We start from the raw sequence: 22,093 nt of genomic DNA on the forward strand, positions 1-22,093 counted from the left end.
AATGATAATTCATATATACTAGTTGTTCTAGTAAGTGACGGTGCAACTGGATTACTTGCTGCAGTTCCTTGTTTTAATTCTATGCTAACTTTCATATTAGAAACATCTAATCTAACTACTACTCTATCTATTCTGTCGTAAGTACTATTTTTAGTAACTGTAATAGACTTAGTAACGTCTTGGTACAAGTAATATCCATTAACTATTGCAAATCCTACTGCAATACGTAGGCTTGTACTAGAGTACCTTGTAACCTTCATTCCCATATCTGAGTCAGTAACATTTACACCATTTTCATATATGTTAGAAAAATACCTTGCTAATTCTTCTTGTCCATAATCATTTTGTCCATTAAAAAAGCCATATCCCACTATAACACCTCCTTATACTCCTAAGTATTTTTGACTATATTTTATACTTACACCTTGTGGCTCTAAGCTTTGTGTAGAATATTCTATCAGATTATCTCCAACTGATAAACTAAAAAAAGTAGAATCTAAATCTATGTAATTAAAAGCATTTGTTCTAATTCCATTTCTCTCAATTTCTACTTTCTTATTTCTATATGCAGTTGTAATATATAGTGTATCCTCAGATGTTAATTCTCTATTAACCTGTATAAACTTGCCTGTAGTTTGATTAACTATTTTAGGGTTAATAGCTGGACCTTTAAAAACAACTTCTACCGGAGTATCTACATGACCATCGTTGAATATATTTTTTTTATCTTCACCACGTTGTTTTAAATTAAAAGGTAAGTTAAGTGGGAAATTTAATCCTCCAATCCATGTTGTTAGCTCTTCAAGCTTCTCAGCTTCATAGAAATAGGGATCTGGGCAAATAATATAAACAGTAAAATTTAATTGTTCATAAAGATTAGTTCTATTATCCTTGAAACTTTCAACTTCATAATTTATATATCTTTCAATACCACAGTAGTTAACTTTAACAGTTCCACTATTTAAAGGATTAAAGAATTTAATTAATCTTTGTCTTTGCTCTTCACAAGAATTCCAATCCATACAATCAGCAGTAAAATATATTTCTCTAGGTAGAATTTTTTTATTCTTTACATACCCACCTATTCCACTATAATGTTCAGTTACGTTAACATCATAATCACTAGCTTCTAATCCATGTACTTCTAGAAGCTTGTATTCATTGTTTCCAAGCTCTAAAACTTCACCATTAGACTCTAATGTTAATGTTAAAAATTTAGTATTTATCATACGAATGCAAGCTCCCTTCCTACTTTTCTTATTTCTCTAGCAATCTCACTAGGAGATTTAACAGGTTGATTTATATTGATATTTTGAGTAACTCCATTATCGTTGTTATTAGTTACACTACTGATATTTCTAGTATTTATATTGGATACACTTGTTGGAATAGCTCTTGAATGTTCAAAGTTTACTGTAGCTTTCATTCTATTAACCATCTCACGACTATTAATATCTATTTGCCTGTCAACCTCTGGCATCCCCTTTTCAATACCATCTGCAACACCTTCAGGTATAGATTTCCCTACTTGATCACGAAAAACTTTTGAAGGTGAGTTTATTTTTAAAGCTTTTTTAGCTCCATCTACTATACCTCCAAAGAATCCACTAACTTTATCAGCTATCCATGAACCCATTGAAGTTATCCCATTCCATACCCCTTCAACTATAGAAGAACCTATACTAGCCATTTGTGAAGGTAAATTTTTAACTGCATCTATTATGTTGTTAACCATATTTTTACCGGCTTCTAATGCTTTATTTCCTAAATTTGTTGCAAATTCAGATACTTTAGCTATTGTATTACTTAACCAAGTAGATATTTGTCCAGGTAATTGTTTGAACCAATTTATTATATTGTTTATAAAATTAGTTCCTACTTCTTTAGCTTTATTAAACATGTTACTTCCCCAAGTAGTAACTTTATTATAAGTATTAACCAACCAAGTCCATATCTTTCCTGGTAATTCTTTAAAATATTTAACTATACTTTCAATCCAAATAGGAACATTTGTAGTTAAATAGTTCCATGTATTTACTCCCCATTTAACTATGCTTCCTAAAGCATATCCTAAAGCATATCCTATTTTCTCAGGTAATTGATTAAACCAACCTATAACACTTTGTATAACCTTAGGAATAGTTTCGGCAAAAAATGATTGTATATTTGCTCCCCACTCTTGGAATACTGCTAGAACACTATCCCAAATACCTTTAAACCATTCTGGTATGCCTTGAAACCAACTAACAAGACTGTTCCAAGCATCGGGAATTGTTACAGTAAAGAAATCACATATTCCTCCCCAAACACTTTCAGCTACATCTTTTATTGCATTCCAAGCGTTTATACAAGCATTTCTAAATCCTTCGTTAGTATTCCATAAATAAACTATTCCAGCTACAAGCCCAGCTACTGCCGCTATTATCAATCCTATTGGATTAGCCAATATTGATAAATTTAATAAGTCTTGCGCAATCTTCCAAGCTTGTGTTGCTGTAGTAACTCCTTTAAAGGCTTTTACCACTCCTAATATCATATTCGCAACATTAAGAGTTAGCATAGCAGTCCCTATAGCAATAATTCCTGTAGCTATAGTGTTACTATTTTCAAGTAACCATGTTAAAGCTTCAACAATTCTAGGTAGCCATGTTTCTACACCTTCAGCTATTTTAGTTATCATATTTCCAAACGCTTCAGCTAATTTATCAATTCTACCACCTAAATCACCACTATTTAAACTCTCTGCTATATTTCCAAGAGATTCTATAGCAGTATCAGCAGCAGTTTTAAGAGGACCTTCTAATTTCTCATATATTTGTATTCCTAAACCTTCAAGCGAACTACCTAAAATAGTCATTTTACCTTGTAGATTATCATTCATGGTTTCAGCCATGTCTGCTGCAGCACCATCACAATTAGCAATATATCCGCTTAATTCATCAAACCTTTCCCCCGAATTAGCTAATAGAGCATTAACAGATTTTAAATCAACTTTATTGAAAATTTTATTTAATACTTGTGTTTGCTCACCTTGAGTCATAGTGCTAAGAGTGCCATTTAGATCATTAAATATATCATTCATTGGCCTCATGTTACCTTCGGCATCAAGAACTTGCAATCCTAAACTTTCAATAGCTTCTGCAGCAGTATCTGTTGGAGCTGTTAAACTTAAAATCATATTTCTAAGTGCTGTTCCACCTTCTGCACCTTTAATACCATTATCAGCTAAAATTCCAAGAACGGTATTCATTTCATCTACTCCACCAGAAAGAACTTTTGCAGTACCACCAACAGTTAATATAGCTTGCCCTAATTGAGCAACACTTGTGTTAGATTTTTGAGATGTTTTTGCCAATTTATCAACAAAACTTTCAGCAGTGCCAGCTTTATCTCCAAGTGCTGACATAGCATCAGTTACCATATCAGACGCTTCCCCAAGTTCCATTCCACCAGCAGCAGCCAAATTTAAAACTGTTGGTAATGTTTTAACTGCCTTTTCGGCATCATAGCCTGCTAGAGCTAAAAAATTTAATGCCTCTGCACTTTGGGATGCACTAAACTGTGTAGTTGCTCCTGCATCTTTTGCAGCCTTTTCTAACATTTCAAATGATTCAGACCCATTAGCTATTTCCTCTGCCGTTAGTCCCATTGTCGCTGCACATTGTGACATAGCTGATTCAAAAGATATACCTACTTTTGTTGCAGCAACTCCAAGACCACCTATAGCAGTTGCAGTTCCAGCAACAACTGTAGCAACGCCTTTTAAACCAGTACTAGCAACACTACTTAATTTGCTTATTCCTTGCTCTGCCCCACTACTATCTACTTCAGTATCAATCACTATTCTTCCATCACTAATAAAAATCACCTCCTTGCATAAAAAAATAAAAATAAAAAAGCACCTTTAAAAAGTGCTTTAAGATTCCTTATTTATTGTATTTTACCATATAAAAAAATATTATTTTAATATTTGGGAAATATCTCCGCCATTCCTTAAGATTTCATTGATTTTATCTATCTTCTCTTGTTCATCCTTAGAAATAGCTAAAGGAATTTCATATAGTTTTTTCATTTTCTTATAATGTTCTTTTTGATTTTTATCTTCTATTTTAGATAAATCAATAGCTCTATATCCCATTATTTTTACTATCTCATTATCCTCTTTAAGAGCCTTAAACATTGCTTTAAACTTCCACCAATGTAAATACTCTATATCATTCAAGTCTATTCTGTATTGGTCCAAAAAAGCTGAATAAATATACTCATCATCGTAATCAAATGAATATATTTGTTCAGCATTAGAACCACTCTTATTTTTATTAGATTTTAAATTTTTATTTTTCCCACAACTGTAAAACCACAACATTTTATCAATAGCTTTTTCTATATTATGAGGCCATTTCTTATAATACAATGTTAACGCTTGTATTATCTTTTCCTCTTCTGAAAGTTCTAAATCTTGCATTAAAAGTTCAAAAAGAATACTAGTCCTAAAATCACTATTGATTTCATACTCTATACCTTCAATATCTATTGTAGTTGGCAATAAATCAATAAGTAAATTAATAAAAATTCACCTCACTTAAATAAGCCCAAATAAGTTTCTCTCCATTTTCTAACTTTCCAGCACTTCTTCGCTTATGTTTGCAACATTGAGTTATATTACTTCGACTAACATTGTAAAATTTAGAAGCTTCAAAATTATTTTCCTCTTCTTGTTGCTCTATTTGGAGAATATTTAGAATATTTTTTATCCATATCAGTTACTTGTTTATTAGCTTCTGTTACTAAAGATTCTAAAGCTTCTAAACATATTCTTAAATTAGCCTTTCCATTGAAAACCTCAAAAGCTGTTCCTTCTCCAAAAATTGCATCAAAACAATCAAAAATAATGTTACATTGGTATCTTATGCTTTCTCCAACACTCATCCCAACTACTTTATCTTTTATTTTATGTATTTCTTTCATACATTCATCATATTTTTCAGCAGTATCAGCATCTAGTAAGTCAAATTCTAATTCTACACCATTTATATTTAACATTTATATTGCCTCCTAAGCTTTAGCTACAAATCCTTCTGTGAATGATTTTTCCTTAGTATTAAAAGTACCTATAACTGGATCTCCTAATCCTAAGAATACACCTGATAATCCTAAGTCACCATCTGTATTAGGGAACTCAGATACTTGAATAGCTACTTTGAATTTTCTAGCATAATAACTTCCAGAAGTATTTGATTCCTTATCTAAATCAACTTTTATATATTCAGATTCACAGTCTCCACCAGTTTTCAATTCTTTACCTATGTTTGTTATAAATTCTATAGCCTTATCATTAACAATTTGATCTCCTGTAAAATCAGATTGCCATTTATACCCTACTACTGAAGTAGATGAACTAGCATCATTTATATATCTAACTTCCTTAGTTTGAGAATTAGGTTTTTCATCAATAGCAGTAAATCCTGCCCCTAAAAATTCAAAATCTTCACCAACTTTTAAGTAATCTGCTTCCATTCTTCTTGCTCTAATAGCCATTATTTAACGCCTCCTTTGAAAATAAATTAATTTTAATTGAATTTGATAACGTGCTTGATTTATATCAGTTTGAAATGCATATCCAGTAGTAGATACCTCAATTTTTATAGGCTCTCTACCTTCTCCTAAATCAGGTAAATTATTATTAAAGGATTCTTCTTCTATCCAACTTGCAAAATCTTCATAAAAACCACTGTTTTCAATATTTTGAAATACATCTGGACCATAAGACTCCCTGCTAGCAAAAATGAAATCATATTGCCTTTTTGTATCTCCATTTAAATATTTTTTAATAATAGGCTCACATGGAACTTCTTCAATTGAATATGTAGTTGAATCATCATCTAAATAATCTACATTTATTTCTTTATTAAACTCATAAAGATAAGGACAAGTTGAAATATAATCTTTTAAACTTTCTATAATCATTCTGCCCTACCTCCTACGAATTGAGCTACACTCTTGCAAATGCCTTTCCCTTTATCGGCCCACATTCTTTTGCACCAGAGTTTACCTCTTAATCCACCTTTGCTATTTCCTTCTTGACCATATCCGGCATTCTCAAAATACTGTCTTCTAGCATAAGGCATATTATAAGTAATTTTATTCTTACTTATAGTTTTCTTATTTTTTAAGTCTCCACCTTGAAATGGGACATAAGGTTCTGATAGTCTTGCAATCTCACTTGTAAAAAATAGTTGTGCTTCTCCATTATTATTTAACTTCCTTTTAAGGAGTATTTTTTCTACTGAATCTAAATTAATAGTTACTTTAGTAGCCATTAACAGCACACCACCTTCCAATGTTTCATATAATCACTTCCACAGTCGTATGTTATAACAGTACTTATAACAGAAACATCATCATAAATTTCATTTAAAGTTTTAAAATTATTAGTTTTTTCACCTGTTAACTCAAAATCTATAATTCCATTTACAACAATATCTCCATTATTTAAAGTAAAATAATTTTCTTTTTCTAATTCATCCAAAACCTCATATTTTTTAGGCTTTAGATATTTTTTTTCTCCTGCATATATGCTAAATGGTATATAAATAACAACTTCATTTTTAGCACTTACGCCTTTCCCAGATACACTAACACTATCTCGTACTCTGTAGTTAACTCCTTTAAGGTAGCTTCTTTTATACTTGATACATTTCTCTGCTTTGTCAAAAAACTTGTTATATAAGGTTATATCTGCATTTGTAATCATAGCTATATCCCCCTAAATAAAAGGCCTGTATCAGCTAAGTACATTTTTACCTCTTTATACATTTCCTTCTCCTTTGATATATTAGAAGTAACGTATGTTACTGAATTATCACCAGTCTTTTCAGATACTATTTGTTTACTATCATGCTTATTAATAACACTAACAACAGCACATATAGCTAATTTAACTTCTTCCATAACTCTCTTTGAATAATCAATTCTATTGAAAGTCATGCTATCTATATACTTTCTAGCTCTAATTTCTAGAGCATAAAACTTCATAGGAGGCATTTCATCACCTCCATAGTTAACTGAATAATACTCATAATCTACTACTGCAGCCATAAATACCTCCTACTAATTAAGCCTTTCCTTTAGACTTTTTTTCTAGATCCTTATTTTTTTCAGCTTTAAGCTTTTCTATCTCTTCTTTTAATTGAGCATTTTCAGCTTTAAGCATATTATTTTCAGCTTCATATGCAGCTAAAGTGGTTGCTTTTCCAACTGAAACAACTTTCCCCTCTGAATCAATTTCGTTATATCCTAAAGCCAAAAATTCTTCTAGTTTTTCATCAGGCACTTGCAATTGCTTGTTCTTTTTCATTACTATTTTCATGCTTATTCTCCTTGGATAACAAATTGAATCGCATCAGCCTTTTTATTTAAGATGAATACATCTTCAAAAGACTCTTCATAGTAGTAGTATTTACCTTCTGTAGTTGCAGATGGTGAATCTAATTGAGCAAATTGATAAGATACTGGAGTAATCACTGCTACTGGGTGTATTAATACCATATGTATTTGTTTTGCACCTCCACCTGCTACCCAACCAGTAGTAAAGTCATATACTGTTTTCATTAATGTTGATGGAACTGCAATTATTTCAACTTCATCAATTCTAGATACTTTTCTATTTATTGTAGATTCAGCTGTTTCAACATTAATTGTTCTTGTTATTTGCTTAGCATTTTTTATTAATGTGTTTATAGCTGGAGTAACATAAAGTATTCTTCCTGTTACTGGCACTCTAGCTTCATCCATTTTTTCCATTAAAGCATCAAATTCAGCTAATACATTTTCTTCAGTTAATGCAGTTGTAGAAGCTGTCTTACTTTGACCTGTCCAATCTGCATATATCTTTGATATTGTGTATGCATCCATTTCAGGGAACTTTTGCTCTTCATTATAAACTTGAGTAATATTAGCTATTGAAGCTACATAGTTAGTTTGGTCAATATCTGCGGGATGAATTAAAGTACTCCATTTTCTTTGATTTTCTAATACTTTAGTTTCCCATGCATTGTTATAATTTCTTGCTGCATTTCCAATAGTATCTCTATCTGCATCAACTCTTCCTGTAGTTGAGATAGTTGGAATTTCTATTGTCTTTGCTCCAGTCCATTTGTATCTACCATTATTAGGAGTATTGTATAATGCTCCAAAATAAAGTGAATAAGGGAATGCTTGCGCTAACGCTTGTGAATATTCTTTTGCATAATTTAATGCTGACATAATTTAATACCTTCTTTCTTTTTATTATTCTTTATTTACAGGTCTTACGCCCATAAAATTAAACTTAAATGGATTTGAGTCTCCTGGTGGATTACTTCCTCCAGTAGGTTTAACTATTTCAGGAATTGGATCTTGTGGTTCATCTGATACAAATAAAGATTTATGATTTTCTTTATATTCCTTCATAAAGTCCTCACCGCCTAAGAATTTTCCTTCTTCTAGCTTAAATTCCTTAGATTTAAACTTATTAATAACTGTTTCTTTAACATCATCATCAATAAACTTAAATTGGCTCATAAAGTCTTTAATAGCATAGTCATAATCTTTAGCTGCAATCTTTTCATTAAGAGCTTTAGTATCTGTTTCATATTTTGTTTTCCATTCTTCAGCACTAGCCTTAATACCATCAATGTCCATTTCCTTAAATGATTGAATTTGAGTGTTTGCCTCACTTAATTGAGTTTTTAAGCCCTCATTTTCTGCTTTGTACTTTTCTAGGTCCTGAGTAGCTTTTTCTGTAGCCTTCTTTTGCTTTTCAATATCAGCTCCATTTTCAGCCATTATCTTATCAATAACTTCTTTCTCTAAACCTAACTCTTCTAAAAATTTTCTTTGCATATTTTCTCTCCTCCAATTACGCTTTTTACGAGGTCGCTTCTCATATTGCCTTTTACAGTTTAACGACTTGTAAGGTAGGTCAGTTTTTAAGCATAATAAAAAGCCTTAGTTTACTAAGACTTATCTAAACTAAAAATATTAATAATGTTATATAATGTAATAATTGGTCCACAAAGTAATTTGTTTTATTATATTTAGCTTTCAATGGATCTATAAACAAATGTATAAGTATAATAAAATATATTCTCCAATCTAGTCCAAAGCATATAACAAAAGGTAGCGAATATAACATACAATGTACAAACATATGATATGTATTACTCCCCTTTGTCTTAGCTATAAAATCACACTGTAAAACATAATCGCCAATTAAATGACAAAGAATCAAAATAAATATTGTATTAATCATTTTTTTCAACCTTATAATTTTCCCATTTCTTATAAGCATCTACATACATTTCTTTTTTATCTCCATTGTATGTACACTCATAATACATTCCATCAAATAAAGTTGTACTAAGTAGTGCTTTATTATTTTGCAATGTTTTACAACTCCATACCATAAACACATCATCCGTTGTGATTTCCTTTTTATCTGTCTTATCTAAATGTCTATTAGTATAATCACATACTTCTTGTTTACACCATGCTAAAAATTCTTTTTCACCCATTATTTATTCCCTCCTAATTCTATATTTTCTATTTCAGCTCTTTCTTCTAAATAAGTCGCATATAGATCCATAGCTTTTAATTGGCCATGAAGTAAATCATAACTACACGAAGGTGGAAAAGGTAAAGTTCCTGCTTTATATTTTCTTAACATATTACTTAAACCATTTCTTCTAATAATTAATTGATTGTATTCTGCTTTAAACCTTTCTTTATAATCTGCACTTTCCATCATTGGAACTGTTTCTTTTAAATTCATTTTCATTTTCTCCTTGCTTTTTGAGATATACTTTGTCCATATTTATATACTTGCATTAAATCATTTCTTACAGTTAAATCTCCTGCATTAGAAAATGCTTTATATTCATTCTTAAGCCTATTTAATGCAATACTGCTATTATTAAAATCATCTTTTAATCCTGCTGCATTATATCCTATAAGTTCTCTTTTCTTTTGCCTTATATTAGTTTCTAACTTCCTTTGGCGTTGAAGTGCTTCATAGTAAGTATAAGTTTTACCATCATATTCAAATGGTTCTGGATCTATATTGTTAAGATGTTGTTCACTATAAGCTCTTTTGCTTATTCCAGGAAAAAATGGATAAAAACTATGTCTGCAGTTATATCCTCCAAGTCCATCTCCATAACCATATCTAGTTTTCTCTACAAAATCAGGATATTTGTCACTCTTACCTTTATAACAGAAAACTTGTCCTTGCCATTCTTGATGATCTGGTCTTGCTCCTGCATGAGCTGTAGTTTCTACAAACTCACACTCTAATTCTTTCATGGTTAACTCAGTCATTTTATGACACATCTGATTACTTCCAGTTACTACTGCTCTTCTTACAGCAACATCAACTCTATTACTCCAACCATTCTCATAATCAATAGTTCTTAAGCCACTATCAGCTAATTTCTTAACAGCTTGTTTAATAGCTTCATTTGAATTTAAAACACCACTATTAACTTGCATAAGTGCTAAATCTACACTATCTTGATAAAACTTTGCTATATCTTTATAAACTATCTTTCCATTTATAATCTGAGCAAATCCTAAAGATTGACTTATATTCTTAAGTTCTCCTTTTGTTTGCTTTATTGCTGCTTCTAATAATTTTTCAAGATTACTGTTACCTTTTATCTTAATCTGTTTCTTAACTGCCTCTTCATAGATTTTATTCTCAGCCTGTATTGAAGTTAAAGCACTTTGTTTAAAGGTATTCTCTATATCTTTATTAGCTAATCCTAAAACTCTTTGTATTTCCTTTTCTATATCATCCATAGATAAATCTTTAGCTCTTTCTAGTTGCCATTTAGCAGTTTCAGTAAGCTGCCCAGTTTTAGCTATTCTTCTAGCAATATCATCAATGATAAACTCTTCTAAATCTCTATAAAGCTGAACTATATTTTCAGGAATATTTTGAAGTTGTTTTGGAGTTAAAGCCATAAGTTAACACCTCTATTCCTCATCAAAAGGTGATTTAGTTAATGTATTCTCTACTTTAGGCATCATCTTAATAGCCTCTTCTTCTGTTACACCATATTTCTTCATTATATAAAGCTCTGGTCTAATAATTCCTGCTGCAACATCAGCTTGCATACTTGCTAATTCAGTATCTTTATCAACTACAATGCTATCATCCCAGTTATATGAAACTTCATATTTATCCATAGAGAATTTTGCTAGCTTTGCCCAAACGCTCATGGCATAAATCAAATTATCTAATGCATTTTCTAATGCTCCTTGAATATCATTTACTGTAGAGTACATTCTTTGTTTAGAACTAACTATTTCAGTAGCAGTTTTATCTACTTCCTGTGGATCACTAATTGTTCCATAAGATAAACCACAATTAAACTCTATTCTTTTAAGAATATTATTAAGTCCATTAAAGTAAGCTGAATCCCTTATAGCAGGTGAAAATACATTCCATTTACTATTATTATCATCAAGATCTATTCTTCTATACAATCTTTCTTTTCCTTGCGGAATATTTAAATTGCCATGTTCATCTTTTCTAAATGAAGTTACATCAACATCTATAGCTAATTCACTACCTTCATATTCCCATAGTATTCTGCCCCATTGCTCATCAGCTTGTTTTATTAAATCAATACTCCTAGAATAAATAGAAGTTCCTAAAGGAGAACTAAAATCAATTGTATTTGCAAATGGTATCTTAAAATAAGCAAATAACGGTTTGTTAACATTTGTTATAGTTGTTGATGGTTCTAAACTTGCCCATTCATCAACTTCAGTTAGTGCTATTGGCTTCCCTAAATCTCCATTGCTATTATTTCCTATTAAAGCTGTTTCATTTACATATGCAGTGTTATTAATTATATATTCATTATTATTTAACTCATGATATTCAAGCCTAGTGTAAGTTTTCTTACCTTCTATCTTTTGTTCTAAGAATACAGCTGCAGTAACTTCACCTTTAGAGTTATATTGAGTTGGATAAAATCTATCAGCCTGTACATAATCAACTGCTATCTCTTCCCCATTTATATATGGTTTAAACACTAAACCACCTTTAGCACAACCATATTCTACATATCGCCTTAAATCTTTTAATACTCTTTGGTATTGATCATTTAAATAGTCATTCTTAGTTATTTCTGACTTAAATTCTATAGTAACCATTCTAGCTACTTCACTTGCAATTGTGGCTCCTAAGTTTAATGATTTAACATTATTATTTAACCAAGGTGCTTTATTTTCATATATCATACTCCATAAATCTATAGCATTAGCCATTTCATTACTTACAGCTACATCTACTTTTAAAGCTTCTTGTATAGTTCCTTTATTAAACATCTTATTCACCACCTTTTGTATAAAACCTTTAAATTTCTCAAACATTATTTATTGCCCTCTCTTCTTCCAAATGTTATTTAAGGCATAGCGTACTGAATCAATACAATGGTTGTTTTTATCAGGATATCCACTAATAACATCACCATTTTTATCTCTCTCATACTCATAATCCATAAATTCTTCAGCACAGTTAGGAGCTCTTTTATTGTCAATAATAATTTCAGTTAATGATTGTAACCATTTCATAGAATAATTAACACTATCAGGGCCTTTCTCTGCCCCTCTAGCAAATAATCCATAAGATTTATAATCTCCTACTGATTTTGGTTCCTATTTTATTCACATAAGTTCGTTAAGCTTATGCCGTTCTCTTACGAACTGCTTATACTTTCATATAAGTCTAGACTATATCTTCAATAAAAAAAGACCGTTAAGGTCTTTTATTGCTTGGCGTTTCCATTCACTTGAATGTACTCTACTTCCTTCTACTATCTTTTTTTAGATAGTATGGTTTCGATAGTCGTTGAACAATGTCATTTATATTTAAAGGTTTATAACTAAATATATGTTTTTTATGGCTTCTTTCTTCGTCTCTAGCACAAGCACATACATGCCCTTGATTAAACCCATCTTCTACACACTCTCTTGAATGGCTATAAATTTTAATCAAATTGCCGTCTAAATCATAAACATATACTTCTTTACTTAAAGAATGTAAATTATTTTCTTTTGGTGTAACCCACTCTAGATTACTAACATCATTATTTTCTCTGTTTTCATCTATATGATTCACATACGGTTTGTTTTCCACATTTGGTATAAATGCTCCAGCTACCAATCTATGGACCCTTACATAACTAACTTTATTAGTATTCAAAACTAATGCCACATTTAAATAACCACCAGTTTTTTTATATTGTTTTAGTTCTTTAGGCTCTTTTTTTAGCCCTCCATGCAAATCACAGTAACTTAATACTTTACCATTTTTAAGAATATAATATCCATCTTTAACATCTTCGAATCCTTTAATTTTATTTATTTGTTTCATACTAACCACCTCAATATAATTATACCATATTGCGATACAGTTATTGCATAAAACAAAAAAAATTATAACATTGCTGCTGATTGCCCATTGTATTATCTTTAAGATTGTTACCATTTAGGTACTTAAAGCTTTAGGGGTTTCCAGCAATTAACCAAGTTAAGTGCCTAACCATTAAGCACTATCACAAATAATTAGATCGTTAGGTGTTACTCCATGATTTTCTACTAATTCAGTATAAGTTTCTTTATTAGATTTTTTATTGCAGCAATACTCATCAAATATATAAAGCTTTCTTCTAGCTGCATCAAAGTAGCTCTTTGTATAAGCATATTTATCAGGATAATATCCCCAGTCAACTCCATGATAAATTCTATCAAATACTTTAATTTCATCATCACTAATTTCTCTAATAACAACATTATCAAATACATTACCACCATTACCATTAGCAATACCTAAGTATTCATGCTCATAAGCAGTGTAGTTTACTTCTTTTAAATGTTCTGCCTCTTCTATAAATGTTTTACCTAACCATTTCTTAGGAACATCTAAGTAAGTTGTATGAAGCTGATACTGATTGTCTTTTGGTATTTTAATATATTTGTTTGCCCAGTTATTAGCTGTCTTAGGTGGGTTAAATGATTTAAATATATAAGCATCATCACCGCCACGGATTGCTGACTGTTCGATACTTCTTACTGCTTCAGGTCCTGCAAATTGATCCAGTTCCTCTAGCCAGAGTATATCAATGTAACCGAATGGTGGTTTTATAGATTTTATCTTTGTAGGATCATCTGCACCTCTAAAGAAAATCTTTTGTCCAGTTGGTTTATAGGTTATTTCAATTGGAGATACTGTACAGTAGAACTCATCATCTAAATCTAAAGCACTTATTGCCCACTTAATTTGATTATAAACAGAATCCTTAAGTGTATTTGATACTTGCCTACAAGCTAAAGCATGCATAGTTGGATTTTTCTTTATAAGGTTAATTATCTCTAAACCAACAAAACTCGATTTAGTAGAACCTCTTCCACCATAAAATATATATTCCCTATGTTCTTTATCTTCAATATCATATAAAGCTGCTAAGTAAGGTGGAGCTATTACTCTTGCTGGTAATTCAAATGGTTTTCCATCAATAATAGCTTCTGGTGGATTAAGTTTTAATGTTTCAGCTTTTAACTTATCAATTTTAGCTTGTTGTTCAGGTGTTCCTTCTCCATAGTGAGTATCTAACCATTGCATGGCCTTCATTTTGTCTTGTAATTTAATGCTTACTCCATCTTTTCCTTGCTTAATTTCACTAATTATACTCCCGTCAACTTCTGTGCTTTCCTTAAAGTCTACATAGTTAACTTCTATTGTTTCTGGTCCATCATCTGAAAATACTTTTATTTCTTTTCTACCAAAGCTTAAATAGTCAGTTACATCGCTAAATGCTATTTTCATATAAGTTTCAAATAATCTTTTATTTAGTAACTTAGCCTCTACTTCTTCCTCTTCTAAGCACTCTTTAGTTAGCCTTTGTATTTCTTTTTTGATGTTAGGTTTTGTTAGACTTTTACATCCTTCAACCTTAGCTGTATCATAACTACAACCATAAGCTTTTTTATATGCTTTAGTTGCATTAAAGTTCTCAATGTAATAAATACAAAAGAGTCGTTGCTTTTCAGTTAATTCAGTATTCTCTAGTACCTCTTTAACTTCATCTGCAATAGGCTCTTTCTTACTACATTTTTTATTAACTTTTTTATTGGAACGTTCCCTATTCTTTTGGAGCGTTCCGTTTAATTCACTATCCCATTTATCCTTAGCTTTCCATCCTCTAATCGTTCCTGGTGATAGTGATAATATCTTAGCTATTTCAACTAAATCTATATTACCATTATGTTTTTTATAAATCTCAAACGCTTCGTCCCTTGCTGGACTTCTTACTCTAGCCATTACATATACACCACCTGCCTAATAAATATAAAATAAAAAGAACCCATAAATATGAGTTCTTAGAATTATACTAGTTATTATTCACCAATAAAAATATGGCTTAAATACTTTATATAAAAATATAAAAAATACAATTAATAATATAATCTCAAATATTCCTAATGTACCATCAAGCCCACTACTACCTGTTCCCTTAGTGTAGTATTTACCTGATTTGGTTCTTCCTCTGTAATAATAGCCAGATTTATTTTTGTATTTATGCCAACCCATATATTCACCCCTATGTTATTTTATTAAACATAGTATTTTTTTATTACTTTATGTTAATCTATAACTATATTATTTCAATTAGTTTCTTTATCTCTTTATAAATTTCTTTATAATTCATTTCTTTATTAATAAGCTTAGGTAATTTCATTGACATTACTCTTTCCAAAGCCATTATATCCATTAAAATACCTTGATCTAAATCTTCTCTTTTAGTCCCTTTAGGTATTCCTAACTTTTCATTTACTAACTTTGTAAAATGCATATAGTACATATTAGGTTTATTACTTCCTTGCTTAATCGCATAATGAACAAACTCCTGAACTTCATCAGTAAACTCTCTTCTAGTTCTTTTACTGTCCGTTCTTATTCCTATCCACTGCTCATCTTTTTCATTTGCTATATAATAACCATTTACTCTTATTTGTTTTAATACAGTACTTACCCACTTAGTAAATAGTTTAGCTTCTGGCTTATTACTTCTAAATGAAATATTATAAACTGCCTCCTCTGAAATAAATAGCTCTCCTCTATTATTCAAAGGTGATTCAAAGTTTCGGTTGTATACTTTATATACATCTGATTCTTTAAATTTCCTTTTATACTCTTTATCAATATTCGGCAATAACTGTCTTATATTAATTACTCCTAATTCATCAGCAACATCATTTGCACTAAACCAAACTTCATTTCCATTATTTGACCATATCATTCTAACATTCTTTTCTAATAGAACTTTTAACATACTACAACAACTCCTTTTATATTTTTATGTATAAAAAAAGCACCTACCATTATTGGTAGATACTGATATTACCTTATTTGCTTCATAGCACCTTTTTCTCTTTTGTAAACTGCATGTCCCATGCATTCTCGAGCATCATCTGTACTTCCTACCACTTTTACCTTTTTACTTGAGCAATGAGAACATACTAAGAACCCTTTAAAATCTACTTCTCTTAATAAGACAATAGTTGTTTTATTACATTTTTTGTTATTGCATTTTAATATTAAATATTCTTTCTCCATATATTCTCACCTCACTTACATATAAAAAAGCACCTACGTGAAAGGTAGATGCTTTTTATTAATACATATTTATAAAAGGGGGTTAACTGATTTCGTTCATATACTTATAATAGCACATTTTTTCAATGTATTTATTCCTCTTTTATTCCTGTTTTATTCCATCTTTTTGAATTGCGTAATAGATTATATCTCTATTCCTTGCTTTTCTGCTTCGCCTACAAGTCTATCTATAACTCTTTGGTAAACAAGCATTATAGAAAAATACTCTTCCTTAGTCATTGCTCTCCCTAAATTTCTTGTAGCTTCAATTAAGTTTCTTTGCTCCATAACTCCTATAGTTTCATAATTAATTCTTATATTTTCTTCTTTCATCTTTACCTCTCCTTCTATTTCTTAATATTTTTGAATTGCGAACTAAAAAATACCGCATATTCATTTGAATAGTACGGTATTTTTATTATTTTATATTTAATTTTGAGTTTGTAATAGATTAATATTATGACCTTATATTTACAAGTAATTTCTTTATTTCATCATTAGTTAGTATGGATTGTTCTTGCTCTTGTTTAATGACTTCAAACATTGCTTCTTCTTGATTTTTCACATGACTAAAAGATGCATCCTTTGCCAATATTACATTAAAATCTCTCTCATAGGCATCAACTGCTGTTCTCCCAACGCAACCATGAGTAAAAACTCCGCATAAAATCAGAGTGTCCACATTTTGTTCTCTTAACTTTTCTTCAAAGTTAGTTCTTATAAAGGTGCTTTGTCTTGTCTTTATAAGAACTTCTTGTGAATTATCAAATTTTATTTGAGGTAACAATTCTGCTTCTTTACTACCTTCAAGTAATGCAGCAATATTATGTTTCTTCATAACAATGTTCCAAGTAGACCTATCGCTTTTATGTATAGTTAAAACCTGATATATTGGAATTTCTTTTTCACTCGCAATATCTATAAGTTCATTGATTGATGAAATAAGTTTTGGCAACCTTACTCTTCTTTCTGCGCTTCTAAAAAACCAATTTTGCATATCAATTATTACTAATGCTGGTCTCAAATTAATCCCTCCTAATTTATACTTAAAATTATATTAATTATACAACATTTAATACTTTGCATATTATAGTTGTTGTACAATATAATACCATTATAAATTAATTATAACATATTTTTACAATACCGTACTATTCAATTTTCAAGGATCAAATTTTATTATTTAGTTCGCAATAATTTCAAATTATTCTCTATATAAATTTTCAACTATCATAATTAATTCATCTTTATCTAAATCTAATCTTTGGATATCTGAATTTAACCTTTTAATAAATAAATTAATTTCATTTTTTCTTCAGCTGATGGTGAATATATATCACAAAATTCTCCCCACATAACAACCTCCTATTTTTGAACTGCGAATTAGTTAAGTCTTAATTTCAATTCTTTTTCAATTAAATTTATCTTTTCTAAATGGCTATCAAGTTTACACTCCGTTTCCCATTTATACTGCTCTAACAAATCTTTTAATACATTAACTTCTAAGTCTTTAATATATTCTTTTAAATTTCTCATTACTATTTATCTCCTTAATAATTATTTCAATTAACTCTTTTCTCTCCACTCTTCCCATCTCTTAATATCAAATATAACTTTTTGTTTTATCTTATTAACTTGTGATTGACTCATATTCATTTCAATTGCTATTTGTTGCTCACTTTTTTTATCTTTATATTTAAGTTCTAATAATTTATGCCATTCTTCATTAATAAATTGTAAATTATATTCTAATATAGCATTATCTAATTCTATTTTATCTATTAATGCTAAAAACTCTTCTATTTCAACTTCCTTCTCAGCTTTTCTCTTTAGTTTTAAATCAGTTATTCTTATAACTTCTCTCTCTGCATAGCTTGTACCATCTGATGAACTTTGAACTCTCTCCTCAAAACTTGGACTACTACTTTCTATTTCTATGCTCACATCACAATCTTTAAGCTCTTGATCAATTTTTTCTATTTGCTTCTTTAATATCTCTATACGATAGTTTAAAGTTGCTATCTTCTTTTCTTTATTAAAGAAATTATAAAGTTTATCTTCTATAATCTTAAACTCTCTTTTCCCATTTTCCATAAGTTTTCCTCCTTATTTCTCAATGTAGTTTACAACATTCTTAATTATCATATTGATACTTCCATCACCATTTCTTTGTATTTCAAACTTTGATGCGTCTTTATATGCTTCTTGGTTAATATATAAATCTATATCCTTATCAATCTTTAATCTAACCCTTTTAAGTTTCTTTTCCACATACTTCTTATCTATTGTAAACTCTTCATCACAATTTCTGGCCATAAACATTCTATAGTCTTCTTTTTGTCCAGGCCCTAATAGATTTTCGGCTACTTCTTCAACATTTATATTATCTTCAGCTACTAACTTCTCTTTAATTTCTCTTCTTATCTTTTCAGCCTTTTCAGCATCTTCTATTAAGTTATTTCTTATCCAAGTTTCAGATGCTCTCATAAAGACTTTAGTATTATCCCTTTCATTTGTGACTATACAAGAATTTAAGAATGAGTTTGTCCAGTAATTAATTCCATATTCATCATCACTTTTTACATTCTTCATTTTATCTAAGATATATAAATCGCATTTTGCTTTTTCTCTTGTAGGTTTAACAAATGCTGCTTTCTGTATCTTTTGACTGCTTCCAGGTAAAGTTAAACCATGTTTTAATAATCCAACTGCTATTTTATTGTCAAAAATATCTATTTGATGAGTAAAAGTGTTAACATAATCCATCTTAAGTATCCCTATAAGTGGTCCTATATCTGTAATCAAAGATACTGTTATGAAATCACATGATGGTATATTGCAATTACATTTCATTATTGAAAATAACTGCTTAGATAATTCTTTAGATAACTCTATAAAATCTTTATCCATTCCATTTAAATAATCCTTAGTTATTTCTCTAACTATATTTCTTTCTGGATTAAATACTGCTGTTTTTAATTCTTCATCTTTTAAACATTTTTCTATATGCTTATATAAAAATTTATAAGTATCTTCCGTTAATTCTAAAGTAAATTCATTTAAAATTGGTTCAGCTCCATTATTATCTAATACATTAATTACTGCTTCTTGAATGTTTATATCGTTTATATATTCCATATTATCTAATACCTCTCTTTTTATCAGGACCTGAACTATTCGGATATACCGAACAGTCCAATTTGGTCCTTACTTCTAAAATTCTTTTTGCATGCTTTATTAGCCCTTGAATATATTCTTCCTGTTACTTTGCATCTTCCACTACAAGTTTTTCTTCCATTGCTACTTAATTGTTGAAAGTAAATACAAAAATAACATGTATCTTTATTAGTTAGTATTTTCCTTGATGTATCCATTAGAATGGCATATCTCCATCATCTACTGGTGTCATATCATCTGCAAAATTCATTCCATTAAACACATCATTTTCAGTATTATTGCTTGTACTATTAGTTCCATTGCTCTTAGATAAAAACTGCACTCCATTAAACATATCTGCTACTACTTCTGTTACATATCTTTTACTACCATCTTTTGCATCATATGACCTAGTTGAAATTCTACCACTTATAGCAATCTGATTTCCTTTAACCATATATTGAGCAGTATTTTCAGCTTGCTTCCCCCATATCACTACCGGAATAAAATCTGCGCCCTTTTCTCCACTCTTACTATTGTAATTATCAACTGCTAAAGTTAATGTTGTTACTGCTGTTCCATTTCCTGGAGTATATTTAAGCTCTGGATCTTTTGTAAGTCTCCCTATAATCACTACTTTATTCATTGTTCAATCTCTCCTCCATATATTTTTCTATCTCTTCTTTAGTTCCCTTGAACCATACTCTATTGTTTATAATTAGTTCATTTCCTCTTATGTTATATCTAGTTCCATCTTTCAACTGTCCTATAATACTTTTCTTAATCATCAATCTCTTCTATTCCTTTTTCAACTATTGGTGTATAAGGATTATTATTCATAACTTCCTCTCTAGTAACTGGTATCCATTCATAATTTGTTTCCATGTCTATTCCTCCCAAATCTCTTTTATTTCTATCGCTTGGTTTGATATATTTCCTAACCAAACCTTATCTTTAACATGAGCTCTATCTTTCCATTCGCCTTTACATCTTTCTTTTTCTTCAATGAAAGATTTAGCTTCTTCTTTTGTTTCGGCTTCAACAACATATAAATGTCTAACATTTAAATTAGCTTCAATTTGAAATATCTTCATCTATAAAACCTCTTTTAAGCATTTTCTAAGGATATCATTTTCTTTTTCTAGTGCATCATTTTTTAATTCAACTTCCCTTATCCATGCTTTTAATTCATTATTTTCACTAACTAACTTTTCATTTTTACCCTTTAATATTTCACTTTGAAAGTCAATAATTTCTCCACAATCATTACAAAATAAAACTTCACTATTAATTGTTTTACTCAATCTTTCATGAGAACATTTCATAAATTCTACCCTCCTTTTACTTATAAGGTCTATTCATACATTGACCTGCATCTTTACAGCTCCTGCAATTTCCGTTACATTTTTCCCAGCTAGTCATAAACTCTTTTTCATATTTAGAACCAACTACAATAGCCGATATAATTAAAATTACAATAGTTGCAGATGCTATAACTATTAAATTAATTACTATCCCCAACAATAACACCTTCTCTTAAAAGATTACCTTCTAAATCTCTTATCTCTTGTGTTTTCATGTTAATCTTTGCTTCTACTTTCTTCCCATTTACTTTAAAAGAACAGCTTGTCCAACTAACTTTCTCTTCTATTTCTCTGTTTATCTCCAATGCTTTAGTTGCATATTCTTCAAACTTCTTAATATCTCCATTTAAAAGCCTTACTATACTTTGCATGCAATATTTAGCACATTCTTTAGTGACACCTTTATTTTCTAGAGTATTATTAACCATAAAATTCATCTCCTCCAAAAATGCCCTATTTTGAAAATTTTATTCACATAACTCAACATTATGTAAAGTTTATCTTTTGTTCTTTTAGTTTTTATCTATTGTTTTACATCACAATTTTTTTGAATTGTGTAATAGATTATATCTCTATTCCTTGCTTTTCTGCTTCGCCTACAAGTCTATCTATAACTCTTTGGTAAACAAGCATTATAGAAAAATACTCTTCCTTAGTCATTGCTTTACCTAAATTTCTTGTAGCTTCAATTAAGTTTCTTTGCTCCATAACTCCTATAGTTTCATAATTAACTTTTATATTTTCTTCTTTCATATTTACCTCTCCTTCTATTTCTTAATATATTTGAATTACGAACTAAACAATATCTCTATTTTCTCTTATCTTTATATAATTCTCTTGATAATTACCTTTTCCCCACATTATATCC

35 protein-coding genes and 2 pseudogenes are annotated in these 22,093 nt (G+C 29.9%); all 37 read right to left on the reverse strand.

Features of this window, described 5'->3' with window-relative positions:
• Window positions 1–371: pseudogene (locus LPC13_RS14655) on the reverse strand (hypothetical protein); the annotation flags it as partial.
• A 12-nt stretch (window positions 372–383) separates the two neighbouring features.
• Complete coding sequence (locus tag LPC13_RS14660; protein ID WP_005215103.1) at window positions 384–1,229, reverse strand: phage distal tail protein; 846 nt, start codon at window positions 1,227–1,229, stop codon at window positions 384–386.
• Entirely contained in the window at window positions 1,226–3,868 is a 2,643-nt protein-coding gene (locus LPC13_RS14665; RefSeq protein ID WP_234088951.1) for a phage tail tape measure protein, read from the reverse strand. The genes LPC13_RS14660 and LPC13_RS14665 overlap by 4 nt, the downstream gene beginning before the upstream one ends.
• A gap of 90 nt (window positions 3,869–3,958) precedes the next feature.
• On the reverse strand, window positions 3,959–4,567 hold the full coding sequence (locus tag LPC13_RS14670) for a bacteriophage Gp15 family protein (protein ID WP_234088967.1): 609 nt from the start codon (window positions 4,565–4,567) through the stop codon (window positions 3,959–3,961).
• 134 nt (window positions 4,568–4,701) lie between these two features.
• Window positions 4,702–5,043, reverse strand: a complete 342-nt coding sequence (locus tag LPC13_RS14675) for a DUF6673 family protein (RefSeq protein ID WP_234088952.1) — start codon at window positions 5,041–5,043, stop codon at window positions 4,702–4,704.
• A 12-nt stretch (window positions 5,044–5,055) separates the two neighbouring features.
• A complete protein-coding gene (locus tag LPC13_RS14680) occupies window positions 5,056–5,538 on the reverse strand; it encodes a phage tail tube protein (RefSeq protein WP_234088953.1) in 483 nt (160 codons plus the stop codon).
• Window positions 5,539–5,541: 3 nt separating this feature from the next.
• The gene (locus LPC13_RS14685) at window positions 5,542–5,967 is read right to left on the reverse strand and encodes a chloramphenicol resistance protein (RefSeq protein ID WP_234088954.1); all 426 of its coding nucleotides are present in this window, start codon (window positions 5,965–5,967) and stop codon (window positions 5,542–5,544) included.
• A complete protein-coding gene (locus LPC13_RS14690) occupies window positions 5,964–6,320 on the reverse strand; it encodes a minor capsid protein (RefSeq protein ID WP_234088955.1) in 357 nt (118 codons plus the stop codon). The genes LPC13_RS14685 and LPC13_RS14690 overlap by 4 nt, the downstream gene beginning before the upstream one ends.
• On the reverse strand, window positions 6,320–6,754 hold the full coding sequence (locus LPC13_RS14695) for a DUF6751 family protein (protein ID WP_234088956.1): 435 nt from the start codon (window positions 6,752–6,754) through the stop codon (window positions 6,320–6,322). Before LPC13_RS14695 ends, LPC13_RS14690 begins: the two co-directional genes overlap by 1 nt.
• Before the next feature lie 2 nt (window positions 6,755–6,756).
• Window positions 6,757–7,098: a head-tail connector protein gene (locus LPC13_RS14700; RefSeq protein ID WP_005215087.1), complete on the reverse strand. Its 342-nt coding sequence runs from the start codon at window positions 7,096–7,098 to the stop codon at window positions 6,757–6,759.
• A gap of 16 nt (window positions 7,099–7,114) precedes the next feature.
• Window positions 7,115–7,369 (reverse strand): hypothetical protein, encoded by a 255-nt coding sequence (locus tag LPC13_RS14705; RefSeq protein WP_234088957.1) that lies wholly within the window; start codon window positions 7,367–7,369, stop codon window positions 7,115–7,117.
• A 2-nt stretch (window positions 7,370–7,371) separates the two neighbouring features.
• On the reverse strand, window positions 7,372–8,265 hold the full coding sequence (locus tag LPC13_RS14710) for a capsid protein (RefSeq protein ID WP_234088958.1): 894 nt from the start codon (window positions 8,263–8,265) through the stop codon (window positions 7,372–7,374).
• A 24-nt stretch (window positions 8,266–8,289) separates the two neighbouring features.
• On the reverse strand, window positions 8,290–8,883 hold the full coding sequence (locus LPC13_RS14715) for a phage scaffolding protein (protein ID WP_234088959.1): 594 nt from the start codon (window positions 8,881–8,883) through the stop codon (window positions 8,290–8,292).
• Window positions 8,884–9,007: 124 nt separating this feature from the next.
• Window positions 9,008–9,331, reverse strand: coding sequence for a DUF3307 domain-containing protein (locus LPC13_RS14720; protein ID WP_320414759.1), 324 nt, complete (start codon window positions 9,329–9,331; stop codon window positions 9,008–9,010).
• Window positions 9,285–9,554 carry a DUF6275 family protein gene (locus LPC13_RS14725; RefSeq protein WP_234088961.1) on the reverse strand — a complete coding sequence of 90 codons (270 nt, stop codon included), beginning with the start codon at window positions 9,552–9,554 and terminating at the stop codon, window positions 9,285–9,287. The genes LPC13_RS14720 and LPC13_RS14725 overlap by 47 nt, the downstream gene beginning before the upstream one ends.
• A complete protein-coding gene (locus LPC13_RS14730) occupies window positions 9,554–9,811 on the reverse strand; it encodes a crAss001_48 related protein (protein WP_234088962.1) in 258 nt (85 codons plus the stop codon). Before LPC13_RS14730 ends, LPC13_RS14725 begins: the two co-directional genes overlap by 1 nt.
• 2 nt (window positions 9,812–9,813) lie before the next feature.
• Entirely contained in the window at window positions 9,814–11,001 is a 1,188-nt protein-coding gene (locus LPC13_RS14735) for a phage minor capsid protein (RefSeq protein WP_234088963.1), read from the reverse strand.
• Window positions 11,002–11,013: 12 nt separating this feature from the next.
• Window positions 11,014–12,375, reverse strand: coding sequence for a phage portal protein (locus tag LPC13_RS14740; RefSeq protein ID WP_407080857.1), 1,362 nt, complete (start codon window positions 12,373–12,375; stop codon window positions 11,014–11,016).
• A 48-nt stretch (window positions 12,376–12,423) separates the two neighbouring features.
• Window positions 12,424–12,693 (reverse strand): annotated as a pseudogene (locus LPC13_RS14745) (terminase large subunit); the annotation flags it as partial.
• Window positions 12,694–12,850: 157 nt separating this feature from the next.
• On the reverse strand, window positions 12,851–13,423 hold the full coding sequence (locus LPC13_RS14750) for an HNH endonuclease (RefSeq protein WP_051040722.1): 573 nt from the start codon (window positions 13,421–13,423) through the stop codon (window positions 12,851–12,853).
• A gap of 171 nt (window positions 13,424–13,594) precedes the next feature.
• Window positions 13,595–15,370 carry a PBSX family phage terminase large subunit gene (locus LPC13_RS14755; RefSeq protein ID WP_234088965.1) on the reverse strand — a complete coding sequence of 592 codons (1,776 nt, stop codon included), beginning with the start codon at window positions 15,368–15,370 and terminating at the stop codon, window positions 13,595–13,597.
• A gap of 81 nt (window positions 15,371–15,451) precedes the next feature.
• Window positions 15,452–15,640: a hypothetical protein gene (locus LPC13_RS14760; RefSeq protein ID WP_005215062.1), complete on the reverse strand. Its 189-nt coding sequence runs from the start codon at window positions 15,638–15,640 to the stop codon at window positions 15,452–15,454.
• A 64-nt stretch (window positions 15,641–15,704) separates the two neighbouring features.
• Window positions 15,705–16,382, reverse strand: a complete 678-nt coding sequence (locus tag LPC13_RS14765; RefSeq protein WP_005215061.1) for a BRO-N domain-containing protein — start codon at window positions 16,380–16,382, stop codon at window positions 15,705–15,707.
• A gap of 68 nt (window positions 16,383–16,450) precedes the next feature.
• The gene (locus LPC13_RS14770) at window positions 16,451–16,666 is read right to left on the reverse strand and encodes a hypothetical protein (RefSeq protein WP_005215058.1); all 216 of its coding nucleotides are present in this window, start codon (window positions 16,664–16,666) and stop codon (window positions 16,451–16,453) included.
• A 183-nt stretch (window positions 16,667–16,849) separates the two neighbouring features.
• Window positions 16,850–17,038: a hypothetical protein gene (locus LPC13_RS14775; RefSeq protein WP_234088966.1), complete on the reverse strand. Its 189-nt coding sequence runs from the start codon at window positions 17,036–17,038 to the stop codon at window positions 16,850–16,852.
• 124 nt (window positions 17,039–17,162) lie between these two features.
• Window positions 17,163–17,729, reverse strand: a complete 567-nt coding sequence (locus LPC13_RS14780) for a cysteine hydrolase (protein WP_005215056.1) — start codon at window positions 17,727–17,729, stop codon at window positions 17,163–17,165.
• 359 nt (window positions 17,730–18,088) lie between these two features.
• Complete coding sequence (locus LPC13_RS14785) at window positions 18,089–18,241, reverse strand: hypothetical protein (RefSeq protein ID WP_005215054.1); 153 nt, start codon at window positions 18,239–18,241, stop codon at window positions 18,089–18,091.
• 30 nt (window positions 18,242–18,271) lie between these two features.
• Window positions 18,272–18,799: a hypothetical protein gene (locus LPC13_RS14790; protein WP_005215052.1), complete on the reverse strand. Its 528-nt coding sequence runs from the start codon at window positions 18,797–18,799 to the stop codon at window positions 18,272–18,274.
• Between the two features lie 12 nt (window positions 18,800–18,811).
• Window positions 18,812–19,843 (reverse strand): nucleoid-associated protein, encoded by a 1,032-nt coding sequence (locus tag LPC13_RS14795; RefSeq protein ID WP_005215050.1) that lies wholly within the window; start codon window positions 19,841–19,843, stop codon window positions 18,812–18,814.
• A gap of 35 nt (window positions 19,844–19,878) precedes the next feature.
• A complete protein-coding gene (locus LPC13_RS14800) occupies window positions 19,879–20,079 on the reverse strand; it encodes a hypothetical protein (RefSeq protein WP_005215048.1) in 201 nt (66 codons plus the stop codon).
• The gene (locus tag LPC13_RS14805) at window positions 20,079–20,507 is read right to left on the reverse strand and encodes a single-stranded DNA-binding protein (RefSeq protein WP_005215046.1); all 429 of its coding nucleotides are present in this window, start codon (window positions 20,505–20,507) and stop codon (window positions 20,079–20,081) included. Before LPC13_RS14805 ends, LPC13_RS14800 begins: the two co-directional genes overlap by 1 nt.
• Entirely contained in the window at window positions 20,500–20,649 is a 150-nt protein-coding gene (locus LPC13_RS14810) for a hypothetical protein (RefSeq protein ID WP_005215044.1), read from the reverse strand. Before LPC13_RS14810 ends, LPC13_RS14805 begins: the two co-directional genes overlap by 8 nt.
• A gap of 99 nt (window positions 20,650–20,748) precedes the next feature.
• Entirely contained in the window at window positions 20,749–20,955 is a 207-nt protein-coding gene (locus LPC13_RS14815; RefSeq protein ID WP_005215041.1) for a hypothetical protein, read from the reverse strand.
• Window positions 20,956–21,186, reverse strand: a complete 231-nt coding sequence (locus tag LPC13_RS14820) for a hypothetical protein (protein ID WP_005215039.1) — start codon at window positions 21,184–21,186, stop codon at window positions 20,956–20,958.
• A 16-nt stretch (window positions 21,187–21,202) separates the two neighbouring features.
• A complete protein-coding gene (locus LPC13_RS14825; protein WP_005215037.1) occupies window positions 21,203–21,382 on the reverse strand; it encodes a hypothetical protein in 180 nt (59 codons plus the stop codon).
• Window positions 21,366–21,653 (reverse strand): hypothetical protein, encoded by a 288-nt coding sequence (locus LPC13_RS14830; RefSeq protein ID WP_005215035.1) that lies wholly within the window; start codon window positions 21,651–21,653, stop codon window positions 21,366–21,368. The genes LPC13_RS14825 and LPC13_RS14830 overlap by 17 nt, the downstream gene beginning before the upstream one ends.
• Before the next feature lie 136 nt (window positions 21,654–21,789).
• On the reverse strand, window positions 21,790–21,978 hold the full coding sequence (locus LPC13_RS14835) for a hypothetical protein (protein WP_005215034.1): 189 nt from the start codon (window positions 21,976–21,978) through the stop codon (window positions 21,790–21,792).
• Between the last annotated feature and the right edge of the window lie 115 nt (window positions 21,979–22,093).

Source organism: Clostridium celatum (assembly GCF_021412605.1).
GTDB lineage: Bacteria > Bacillota > Clostridia > Clostridiales > Clostridiaceae > Clostridium > Clostridium celatum.

What these genes read in the sequence shown, in the direction of transcription:
- LPC13_RS14765 (WP_005215061.1), bottom strand. Translation starts at nt 16,382, where the DNA reads ATGTTAAAAGTTCTATTAGAAAAGAATGTTAGAATGATATGGTCAAAT.
- LPC13_RS14790 (WP_005215052.1), bottom strand. Translation starts at nt 18,799, where the DNA reads ATGGAAAATGGGAAAAGAGAGTTTAAGATTATAGAAGATAAACTTTAT.
- LPC13_RS14690 (WP_234088955.1), bottom strand. Translation starts at nt 6,320, where the DNA reads ATGGCTACTAAAGTAACTATTAATTTAGATTCAGTAGAAAAAATACTC.
- LPC13_RS14710 (WP_234088958.1), bottom strand. Translation starts at nt 8,265, where the DNA reads ATGTCAGCATTAAATTATGCAAAAGAATATTCACAAGCGTTAGCGCAA.
- LPC13_RS14830 (WP_005215035.1), bottom strand. Translation starts at nt 21,653, where the DNA reads ATGGTTAATAATACTCTAGAAAATAAAGGTGTCACTAAAGAATGTGCT.
- LPC13_RS14785 (WP_005215054.1), bottom strand. Translation starts at nt 18,241, where the DNA reads ATGAGAAATTTAAAAGAATATATTAAAGACTTAGAAGTTAATGTATTA.
- LPC13_RS14700 (WP_005215087.1), bottom strand. Translation starts at nt 7,098, where the DNA reads ATGGCTGCAGTAGTAGATTATGAGTATTATTCAGTTAACTATGGAGGT.
- LPC13_RS14800 (WP_005215048.1), bottom strand. Translation starts at nt 20,079, where the DNA reads ATGGATACATCAAGGAAAATACTAACTAATAAAGATACATGTTATTTT.
- LPC13_RS14680 (WP_234088953.1), bottom strand. Translation starts at nt 5,538, where the DNA reads ATGGCTATTAGAGCAAGAAGAATGGAAGCAGATTACTTAAAAGTTGGT.
- LPC13_RS14775 (WP_234088966.1), bottom strand. Translation starts at nt 17,038, where the DNA reads ATGAAAGAAGAAAATATAAGAATTAATTATGAAACTATAGGAGTTATG.
- LPC13_RS14795 (WP_005215050.1), bottom strand. Translation starts at nt 19,843, where the DNA reads ATGGAATATATAAACGATATAAACATTCAAGAAGCAGTAATTAATGTA.
- LPC13_RS14685 (WP_234088954.1), bottom strand. Translation starts at nt 5,967, where the DNA reads ATGATTATAGAAAGTTTAAAAGATTATATTTCAACTTGTCCTTATCTT.
- LPC13_RS14675 (WP_234088952.1), bottom strand. Translation starts at nt 5,043, where the DNA reads ATGTTAAATATAAATGGTGTAGAATTAGAATTTGACTTACTAGATGCT.
- LPC13_RS14705 (WP_234088957.1), bottom strand. Translation starts at nt 7,369, where the DNA reads ATGAAAATAGTAATGAAAAAGAACAAGCAATTGCAAGTGCCTGATGAA.
- LPC13_RS14735 (WP_234088963.1), bottom strand. Translation starts at nt 11,001, where the DNA reads ATGGCTTTAACTCCAAAACAACTTCAAAATATTCCTGAAAATATAGTT.
- LPC13_RS14695 (WP_234088956.1), bottom strand. Translation starts at nt 6,754, where the DNA reads ATGATTACAAATGCAGATATAACCTTATATAACAAGTTTTTTGACAAA.
- LPC13_RS14770 (WP_005215058.1), bottom strand. Translation starts at nt 16,666, where the DNA reads ATGGAGAAAGAATATTTAATATTAAAATGCAATAACAAAAAATGTAAT.
- LPC13_RS14660 (WP_005215103.1), bottom strand. Translation starts at nt 1,229, where the DNA reads ATGATAAATACTAAATTTTTAACATTAACATTAGAGTCTAATGGTGAA.
- LPC13_RS14820 (WP_005215039.1), bottom strand. Translation starts at nt 21,186, where the DNA reads ATGAAATGTTCTCATGAAAGATTGAGTAAAACAATTAATAGTGAAGTT.
- LPC13_RS14740 (WP_407080857.1), bottom strand. Translation starts at nt 12,375, where the DNA reads ATGTTTAATAAAGGAACTATACAAGAAGCTTTAAAAGTAGATGTAGCT.
- LPC13_RS14725 (WP_234088961.1), bottom strand. Translation starts at nt 9,554, where the DNA reads ATGGGTGAAAAAGAATTTTTAGCATGGTGTAAACAAGAAGTATGTGAT.
- LPC13_RS14815 (WP_005215041.1), bottom strand. Translation starts at nt 20,955, where the DNA reads ATGAAGATATTTCAAATTGAAGCTAATTTAAATGTTAGACATTTATAT.
- LPC13_RS14755 (WP_234088965.1), bottom strand. Translation starts at nt 15,370, where the DNA reads ATGGCTAGAGTAAGAAGTCCAGCAAGGGACGAAGCGTTTGAGATTTAT.
- LPC13_RS14730 (WP_234088962.1), bottom strand. Translation starts at nt 9,811, where the DNA reads ATGAATTTAAAAGAAACAGTTCCAATGATGGAAAGTGCAGATTATAAA.
- LPC13_RS14760 (WP_005215062.1), bottom strand. Translation starts at nt 15,640, where the DNA reads ATGGGTTGGCATAAATACAAAAATAAATCTGGCTATTATTACAGAGGA.
- LPC13_RS14810 (WP_005215044.1), bottom strand. Translation starts at nt 20,649, where the DNA reads ATGATTAAGAAAAGTATTATAGGACAGTTGAAAGATGGAACTAGATAT.
- LPC13_RS14720 (WP_320414759.1), bottom strand. Translation starts at nt 9,331, where the DNA reads ATGCTTATAAGAAATGGGAAAATTATAAGGTTGAAAAAAATGATTAAT.
- LPC13_RS14750 (WP_051040722.1), bottom strand. Translation starts at nt 13,423, where the DNA reads ATGAAACAAATAAATAAAATTAAAGGATTCGAAGATGTTAAAGATGGA.
- LPC13_RS14835 (WP_005215034.1), bottom strand. Translation starts at nt 21,978, where the DNA reads ATGAAAGAAGAAAATATAAAAGTTAATTATGAAACTATAGGAGTTATG.
- LPC13_RS14715 (WP_234088959.1), bottom strand. Translation starts at nt 8,883, where the DNA reads ATGCAAAGAAAATTTTTAGAAGAGTTAGGTTTAGAGAAAGAAGTTATT.
- LPC13_RS14805 (WP_005215046.1), bottom strand. Translation starts at nt 20,507, where the DNA reads ATGAATAAAGTAGTGATTATAGGGAGACTTACAAAAGATCCAGAGCTT.